The organism is Bacillus sp. 522_BSPC (assembly GCF_001076885.1).
GTDB classification, from domain to species: domain Bacteria; phylum Bacillota; class Bacilli; order Bacillales; family Cytobacillaceae; genus Niallia; species Niallia hominis.
The window spans coordinates 86,630-95,353 of sequence record NZ_JVDT01000149.1 but is presented as its reverse complement, the minus strand read 5'-3'; the positions used below and the strand labels follow the sequence as shown (position 1 = coordinate 95,353).

General features: G+C 33.2%; 7 protein-coding genes. 2 read left to right on the top strand and 5 right to left on the bottom strand.

Annotated elements, in window-relative coordinates:
* Positions 1–186: 186 nt before the first annotated feature.
* Entirely contained in the window at positions 187–456 is a 270-nt protein-coding gene (locus tag ADJ83_RS12055) for a DUF6123 family protein (protein WP_031538091.1), read from the bottom strand.
* Between the two features lie 182 nt (positions 457–638).
* Positions 639–1,118 carry a divergent PAP2 family protein gene (locus tag ADJ83_RS12050; RefSeq protein WP_031538092.1) on the bottom strand — a complete coding sequence of 160 codons (480 nt, stop codon included), beginning with the start codon at positions 1,116–1,118 and terminating at the stop codon, positions 639–641.
* Between the two features lie 108 nt (positions 1,119–1,226).
* Here ADJ83_RS12050 and sspL point away from each other — a divergent pair, with 108 nt between their 5' ends.
* Positions 1,227–1,364, top strand: coding sequence for a small, acid-soluble spore protein L (sspL, locus tag ADJ83_RS12045; protein WP_031538093.1), 138 nt, complete (start codon positions 1,227–1,229; stop codon positions 1,362–1,364).
* A gap of 356 nt (positions 1,365–1,720) precedes the next feature.
* On the opposite strand, the gene ADJ83_RS12040 is transcribed toward sspL, so the two are convergent.
* From ADJ83_RS12040 to ADJ83_RS12030, 3 genes are all read right to left on the bottom strand, one after another.
* Entirely contained in the window at positions 1,721–2,593 is an 873-nt protein-coding gene (locus ADJ83_RS12040) for a 5'-3' exonuclease (protein WP_031538094.1), read from the bottom strand.
* 346 nt (positions 2,594–2,939) lie between these two features.
* Positions 2,940–3,788, bottom strand: a complete 849-nt coding sequence (locus ADJ83_RS12035; protein ID WP_031538095.1) for a sulfurtransferase — start codon at positions 3,786–3,788, stop codon at positions 2,940–2,942.
* 39 nt (positions 3,789–3,827) lie between these two features.
* Entirely contained in the window at positions 3,828–7,406 is a 3,579-nt protein-coding gene (locus ADJ83_RS12030; protein WP_031538096.1) for a dynamin family protein, read from the bottom strand.
* Between the two features lie 631 nt (positions 7,407–8,037).
* On the opposite strand from ADJ83_RS12030, the gene ADJ83_RS12025 reads away from it, so the two are divergent.
* Positions 8,038–8,490: a chemotaxis protein CheX gene (locus ADJ83_RS12025; RefSeq protein ID WP_031538097.1), complete on the top strand. Its 453-nt coding sequence runs from the start codon at positions 8,038–8,040 to the stop codon at positions 8,488–8,490.
* Positions 8,491–8,724: the final 234 nt, after the last annotated feature.

The following is an 8,724-nucleotide window of genomic DNA, read 5'->3' as shown; positions in this document are numbered from 1 at the left end:
AGCGTCTCTATTTCCCGCAGGAGTCGAGCGTCCTCCGCTCCATTCCACTTCGTTTTTAAACCTTTATCTAAAAAATCACGAACTATAATGTAAGTTAATCACATTATAGTTCGTGTTTATTGTTGGTTGAAATACTTATGTCACAGCCTCTTTAGAAAAAACAAAAAACCACTCTATGTAAATACATTAAAGTGGAAATAAATGATTTCTTTTTATAAAGCTGATTGCTTCTTTTTTTGTTTTCAGTTCATTGTCTATAAACATCTCAAGCAAAGAAACAAAAAAGCTGCCATCAAATTTCTTTTGTATTTTTAAAGTACATTCAATTGCTGTTATTACAAGCTCATCTGTAGCATTTGTATATGCTTTGCCAAAATATATAAAACCTATTGCATCGTCACCGAAGGAAAAGCCTTTCCCATCTAAAAAAAGCAAATACTCCTCTACTGTTTTCAAACTTTGTGTACATTCCCCTCTATCCTTTTACCTACATGTTACTTTATATCACGACATATTTCTAGCTTTTTCAACACTTATTTTGCATTTTTAATGACCATTGTCACAATTTTTCTATTTTCTTCGATAACTTTGCAAAAAAAAGATAGAGAAGCAAAATGGGCTTGCCCCTCTATCAATTGTTAACGGCGTATAATGGTATTTTTCTTCTTCGTACATAAATGTCCTAAGAAACCTATACAAACACCTAATAAGGCACCTCCAAATACCTCTTGTGGCTGGTGGCCTAGCATTTCCTTTAGTTTTTTTGGTTGCTGCTCTTTAAAGGCAATATTCTTATCTGTATTAATTTTATCTACTAGCTCTCCTAAATCATTTACCTTTAACGTTAATTCTCCTGTCTGTCTTCGAATTCCCTGTGCGTCATACATGACAATTAATCCGAAAATAAGCGATAACGCAAAATCAATAGTTGGTAAACCTCGTTTTAATGCAATAAAAGTTGTTAGAGAAGAAACACCTGCTGAGTGGGAGCTTGGCATCCCTCCTGTTTGAAAAAATAAGCCTTTATCCCACTTTTTTGTTTTAAAAAAATGAATGGGGATTTTTAAAAATTGAGCCATTCCAATGCTTATTAAGGCAACATATATGCCCTTATTCATATCAATCACCTCTTTCAAATAGTCTCTTTATTTACGGATGATATTATTCTTATTTGCTCATACTAAAATTGATTTTTATTTCCACTATGACTTTAAGAGGTGATTGATATGAGTAATAAAAACCATACAAATAGAGGAAAAGCTGCTGGCGGGGTTAATCCACAAGGGTACGGTCAAGACGCTGATATAACGCCAGCTCCAAAAAGCAAATTAGAAAATGCCGCGAAAAAGAAGAATACAAAATAATGATATTTCATTAATTTTCGCTATTTAGCTGGGGCTTTAAAAAAAGCTCCAGCCAACTTGTATTATTCAGTCTTTATCTTGATTGATTTCTTTCATGAATTGGGCAAAAGTATCTATCCTTTTGTATATTTATTCTAAAGAATTTTCAACTCTACCCACATCTAATGAAGTTAAACATGATAAATACAAATAAAAACCCAAACGATTATACGAAACTTTTAAATAAGCATTTCGTTTGAATCGGTTGGTTTAACTTTTGTTAAAATATTTGTTTCAGTCTCTGAGATATCTAGGCGTTTATCCTTCTAGTTTCGTATACCAATGCAAATTTTGCGTAATATATAAAAAACCATTTCTTAAAATAAGGTGAGCTCTTCTTTCTTTTCTACATAATGATGAAATCTTTTAAATTCTAATTCCTCAAATTTCTTCATTGCGGTAGCTGGATTGATATTTAAATAGCTATCTTCTAGCATGCAACTTACTGGAACGTCGCATTTAATCTCTGCTAATTGTCTGCTTAAATGGAGCATTTCGAGGTCTGTTTCAATTTTCGTACGCTGACCCTTTGTAAGCAACGATAAATTAGCTAAAATCCCTTCTATATTCTGATGAACTTGGAGAAGCTTTAAGGCAGTTTTCTCACCTATCCCCTTTACGCCAGGATAGTTATCACTTGTATCTCCCATTAATCCCTTTAGATCGATCATTTGCTTTGGAGTAATCCCTTTTTCTTCTTGAAAATTTGCTGGTGTATAAACCATATAGTTACCATACCCTTTTTTTAATAACGCAACAGAAATATGATCATCCAGTAATTGCAGAATATCCTGATCTCCTGTTAAGATGGTAACATTTGCTTCACCTTTCATTTGTTTCGCAATTGTACCGATACAATCGTCAGCTTCAAATCCAGTTATCCCTATATTTGGAACATTAAAGCTTTCTACAACTTCTTTTACCAAATCAAATTGTGGAATTAATTCAACAGGGGCGTCTTGACGATTTGCTTTATAGGAAGGGTACATTTCTGTTCTAAATGTAGTACTTCCCATATCCCAGCAAACCGCAACATGTGAAGGGTTAAAATGTTCAATTGCTGTAAAAAAATGTTTTACAAAACCATGAATTGCATTTGTTGGAATTCCTTTTGAGTTAACCATATATTGACCTGTAACAGCTGTAGCAAAAAAAGCACGAAATAATAGCGCCATCCCATCTACGAGCATCAGGTTTGTCTGTTTGTCATTATTCAAATCGCATCTCTCCTTTATTTCCATTCGTTTATTATAACAGATTCTAAAATAGTTTTGGCTGGTAGCTTTTTCTTCTCCCTTTTTATTAGTTGGAATTTAACCTGATTGTACGTTTGTTGTAAAACGAAGTCTGAAAAATAATTATCTTCTAAAGAAAAAAACAGAGAACTAAAATTCCCCATTAGTTTCCTGTTCCTAACCCACTTATTTTAAGCTAAGTTCAAAACTACACTGTACTACCTTCTCATGCCATCTATATTTGCCTCTACTTTTGTAAACTCTAAACTTACTGCCTCACCTAATAATAGAATGCTTTGTTTCATTCTTCTATCTTGTTAGACAAACAGGTCTCAATTGGATTTTCATCATAAGAAATCCAATCACTGAAACTTCCAGGATAAAGCTTTACATTGTCTATTCCAGCCATTTTTAAGGAAATATAATTAGGAGTAGCAGTTATGCCAGAGCCACAATAAACAATATATTCATTTCTGGGGTCTAATGAGGAAAACCTTTCTCTTTGCTCATTAGTCGACAAAAAGAAGCCATTTTTTAATCCATCTGTCCATACAAAGTTTATTGCTCCAGGTATATGTCCACGTTTCTTATCAATCGGTTCTATCTCTCCTATATACCGTATGTGTTCTCTGGAATCAATAAGTACCTTATATTCCTCTTTTGCTCTTACTTGTGCTGACACTTCCTCATAAGTAGCAATCATATGTGTTTGAATTTCAGGAGAGAAAGTACTCTTTGTAAAAGTCGGGACATCCTTTGAAATTGGAAAATCCTTTTTTACCCATTCTTTATAGCCGCCATCCAAAATATATGTATGGGAATGTCCGATATAGTTTAATAACCACCAAAGTCTCCCAGAAAACGCCCCCTCCCCATTATCGTAGGCAATGACGATAGTTTCTTTACCAACACCTATATTTTCAAGTTTAGAAACAAATTCTTCTATGGCTGGTAATGGATGTCTGCCCCCGTGTTCACTTACTGGATTGGAGAGATCTTTATCTAAGTGAAAATAAACGCTATTTGGGATATGACCTTCTATATACCATTCGGTGCCAGCGTCAGGATTTTTTAAATCAAAGCGACAATCAATAATTCTAACAGAATCTTGTTCAAAATTTTCCTTTAGCCAATCAACACTTTTTACGATTTCCATCTTTATTCCTCCTCTTGTTATCCCTGTTAACCATTAATCAATAGCGGAAAATCTTGTTGATTCCTTAATAATCCACTCAAGTTTATCTAAATTCTCATGCTCTGTTAATAGTGCCGTTTTCCCATCATAATATTCGCCCACTTGTTCTTGTAAATTATCAAGCAGTGTATCAAAATGCTGTTCAAATAACTCTTTATAAAAAGTAAAGAAGGAGTGAATTTGCTCCTTAATAAAAATATTCCCGTGCTCATCCACTAATTGTTCTAATTCTATTCCCATATTCTTTCGTTCATTATTCTCAAAAAAACTTTTGGGATTTTTGTAATATTTTGTTCCAATTTTATTAAGCGCATTATCTAGTTGTTTGAAAGGAGCATGGTAAGTTAATTTTGTATCAATTGCATTTTCCATTTCTTCTTGCAAACGGATTTCGCCATTAATGGACTGAATGGAATGCTGAATTTCTTGATAGCCTTCTTTTCTTTGTTTATAAAATATTTGGTCCAGTCTTACATTTACTGCCCGCAATTCTTGTTCAAATTCAAAATTCAACTGTATTAAAAAGGAAGCAGTAGCAAGGGAAATTTCTCTTTTCTTATTATCCCCTCGTAAAATGGATGGATGATAGGCTTCCTTTATTAATTCCTGTAATCGAAACATGATTCTTTGCTTTAAATAAAAAAGCTGTTCTTCAACTTCCATTTTAAATTTCGCTAATCTATCTTGAAACGTTATTGTTTCAAATTGTGAGAGTATATTCCGTTTTTCTTCCTCCATCCGAGAAAGCTCTTGTTCCGCTTCTTCCTTTTTTGCAAAAGCAGATTTAACTAGCTGCTTTAAAAGTTCAATTGTCCCTTCATATTCTTTTTTAGCAGATTGGAGCATCATTGCTAGCCATTCATATTCAATAAATTCATACATTTTAGCCTCTGCTCTTCCCATCCATTTCCCGTAAATTTCATGCTTATAATAAAGACTAGAAACAGGAAGAATTCGTGGAGAACGTATACCATATAATTGCAGTTGCTCTTGTAAATACTCCTCTACAGCTTCTTGCTCTTCTTCATCCTTCGCTAAATCTATTGCATTAATGACAAAAAATATTTTATCCTTTTCAAAAGCATCCTTTAATCTTCCAAGCTGTACTAAAAAAGCACGATCAGCTTTGGAAAATGCGTGATTATAGTAGCTGACATAAAAAATACAATCTGCTTTTTTCATAAATTCAAAGCTTAACTCCGTATGTCTGCTGTTAATTGAGTCTCCCCCTGGCGTATCAACGAGCGTAATTCCTTTTCTAGTAATACTACAATCAAAATAAACATCTATCGAAGCCACAAAACAAGAGGTTTCTTCTACTGCAACAAAATTCGAAAGCGCTTCTAATCCAACATTAATCTCGCTGCCCAATTGATCACGATGGGCAGAATATCCTTTTACAAAAGCTTGCAGATAGCGAAATTCATTCGCATATCTTTCTACAGGTTTAGCAGCTAGCTTTTTTATCAAATTTTGCGCTGATTCTAATGTACTTGCCTCTTCCTTCACTAACTGTAAATAGTCATTTATCTCTGTAAGCATTTCTGACTCTGTTTTCCATTTAACAATCACCGTTTTATGTGGATGGTCTTTATCTATTGGCAAAATTCGATTTATTGTTGCCGTAGTTGGATTGGGCGAAACGGGCAAAATCGGATAATCTAGTAAGGCATTGGCAAAGGAAGACTTCCCTGCACTAAAAGCACCAAATAAGCAAATAGTATATGTTCGATTTTCAATATTGGCGGCTTTAGTAAGCAAATTCTTTGCTATATGTGTAAATCCCTTTACCTGTTGCAGGTTATTACTTAAAAAACGTAATTGTTTAATTAGTAAATCTGTATCAAATTCATTTCTTTCTTCTCGTTTAATATCCTCAGTCAGATTTCTTTTCTTGTCTACGGCTCTTGCGTTTATGGATGATAATGTTTGGTAAGTAATTTCTTCTTTATCTGAATCTAGTAATCTTTGCAATAGACTCTCATCAACTGATTGTGTGACAAAGAGATGCTTTAGGTTCTCTCTCCAGTCTTGCCATTTAGTCTCTAGCTCTTCCTTTTTTAGCTTACAGTCTACAAATCCTTGCCAGATTTTCTGTTCTTTCCTACGCTCTTCTTTTTCCGTATGTAATTGTCGCTGGCGCTCTTCTTTCCATTGAGTAAATAGTGTCGTGATTTCTTTCCTAAAAGACTGTTTCAAATCATTTTCAACAGTCTCACAATATACCAGAACATAGTTTTCAGAAAGCTGCGCATCCTTATTTACTAACTCTTTTAACCTATGCCTATGTAAAATAGAAGCAAGCCCTTTAATTTTCGGAAAATACTCTGACTTACCGTGTTTCTCAAAAAACTGCGATAATGGCGTTATTAATTGTATTTGAACAAGCTTTTCGAGCTCTGTGTAAAAAGCAAGTAGTCTTTCCTCTCTTTCTTTTTTTGTTTTGTTTTTGCTGCCAAATAATCCTATTTTAAAATTTTTCTGTTCTGTTTCCAAATATGACTTGGCTAATTCACGAAGATTGAATGGCATAATATACGCATTTTTAATAATCGAATGCCACTCGTTTTCTAAAGATACTACTGTTTCGCTTTCTTCCTCATCTATTGTTTGAAGTTCTTTTTTTATTGTACTTAAGGTTGATTCTAATGAATGATATTCTTCCTCCGTTAAACCTGCTAACTCCTCATCTATAGGAGCGATTCTTTCAGCATACTTTGTTTCGATAAAGGCATGATGATCTTTATATAGCTTTTGAAAGGATTCATCCATTGAAATAGGAAGAATGAACTCTTTTTCTTTCATTTTTTCAACAATATAACACTTTAACTCTTTCAACCCTTGATAGAAAAAATTCGTTTCGATTAAGGTAGTAAAGAAAATTTTTTCTGGCTTAATTCCATATGACAAAAAGGAGTCAGAAACACTTTGTTTAAAATGTTGAAATGAAATTTCTTCTTCTCGATGTTTATCCATTTGATTAACGATTAACACAAATTTTTTGCCTGAATCAACTAGCTGTTTCGCAAAATCAAAATTTATTTCGGACTGTACATGATTATAATCAACGACATAGAAAATAATATCTGCAAGATGAATGCTAGATTCCGTTGCTAATTGGTGGGCTTGATCTGTACTATCAATTCCTGGGGTATCCATTAAAATAGCATTCTCTAAAAGGAGTTCCGTATCCAATTGGACTTCTAATTCTTTTATTTCATCCACTCTTTCTGTTGCCTGTAAAACGCCTTTTATATCAAGAACCTCTTTATAAACATCTGCTTGGTTCGTGCAATATGAAACTTTTAACTGTTTGCTTCCTTTCTTCACGCGAAAAATATTAGCCGTTGTCGGAATGGGGCTTGTTGGTAAAACCTTTGTACCAACAAGTTTATTAATCATGCTTGATTTTCCAGCAGAATAATGTCCACAAAAAGTTGCAATAAATTCTTGTCTAGTTGCTTTTTTAATTAGTTCTTTCAATCTTTGCGCAGTTTGTTGATCACTATGTGCCAAAAAATATTGATAAAACGCTGTCCATTTATGTAAGGTGTCTGTATTCGTTGAAAGCATGGATAAACTCCTTTTCATCTATGTATTTCTTTTATTTTAACTATTTTCCACATAACAATAAAGTAAAATTAACTGAAAATTGAAAGCGACCTAAAAAAAGTGAATCTAACCATGTGTTACCTTTAGGGACAGTTACTCTCCAAACTCTCTTCTCCGCATTCTCAAATAACGTCTTACTGATATTAGAGAAATGAAAAAAACTGCTTTCTCTTGTTAGCCAATCCCTATGTAGGTAGGCAAGGGGGACAAGAAAAAGCAGTATTTCATTCATCATCATATGTAATTACTATTATTTAATATCTGTTGCTTTGGTTGTATGGTTTAAAACATACTTCATAACAAATAAATAACTGATAACCGTTAAGCCAATAGGAAAAGCTATCATTCGTTACACCTCATTTCCTTAATGAGAATAATTTTCTATCTCAATTACATATTATCATCAATGAAAATCATTTTCAATAAGAAAAATAGTTTTATTTTTCTGTCCTTTTAGCAAGGGAAATCCATATAAAACAAGTAGTTTAGGAAAAATGTACCATGTGGTATATCCTATTTTCTCAAAAAATATAAACAAAATAGGTCTATTTTATGATAAGATGTTTTTATCTAGAGGATGGGGGAATAGTGTGTGTCATTAACTAAAAGTACAACTGAAATTTTAAACGGAACAATTGAAGCTGTAAAAGGTGTTATTCCCTGTGAACTACAAATTGAGAGGCCATCTGTAACTGTCTCACCATTTGTTTTAAAATCTTTAGGGGTATTAATTGGATTAACTGGAGATTTTCGTGGCAGAATCATTATAGATGGGGATAACCAAGTTTTTGGTAAGCTAGGCGAATCCATGTTTGGTATGTTTTTGGAAGGGGCTATGCTTGAATCATTCTCTGGTGAATTAGGGAATATGATTGCTGGTAATTTATCTACATTTGTGTCTCAAAATGGAATTGATATAGATATAACACCACCTACCGTTTTAGCAGGTGAAACAAAGTTATCTGGTTTTGAAAAAGCACTTAGCTTGCCTATTTCGCTCCAAAACATTGGCCAATTAACCATTGTTCTTATTTTAGAAATATAAAGTTCAACTTCAATCAATGTTTTATCTATCCACATTGATTGAAGCTGAACAATTCTACTTTCCTCTGAATTTTTCCCCGTTTAAAATTTTACTTTCTCACCCATTTGGTTAGGGAATTCAACTGATTTAACATGCAGAATTAACTCAAACAAAAAAATGATTTTTTCATCCTATTTTCCTCTACATTATTTTCTTATTATCTGTATGACTTTGTACTTCGATTTTAATTTTATT

What these genes read in the sequence shown, in the direction of transcription:
- ADJ83_RS12050 (WP_031538092.1), bottom strand. Translation starts at nt 1,118, where the DNA reads ATGAATAAGGGCATATATGTTGCCTTAATAAGCATTGGAATGGCTCAA.
- sspL (WP_031538093.1), top strand. Translation starts at nt 1,227, where the DNA reads ATGAGTAATAAAAACCATACAAATAGAGGAAAAGCTGCTGGCGGGGTT.
- ADJ83_RS12040 (WP_031538094.1), bottom strand. Translation starts at nt 2,593, where the DNA reads ATGCTCGTAGATGGGATGGCGCTATTATTTCGTGCTTTTTTTGCTACA.
- ADJ83_RS12030 (WP_031538096.1), bottom strand. Translation starts at nt 7,406, where the DNA reads ATGCTTTCAACGAATACAGACACCTTACATAAATGGACAGCGTTTTAT.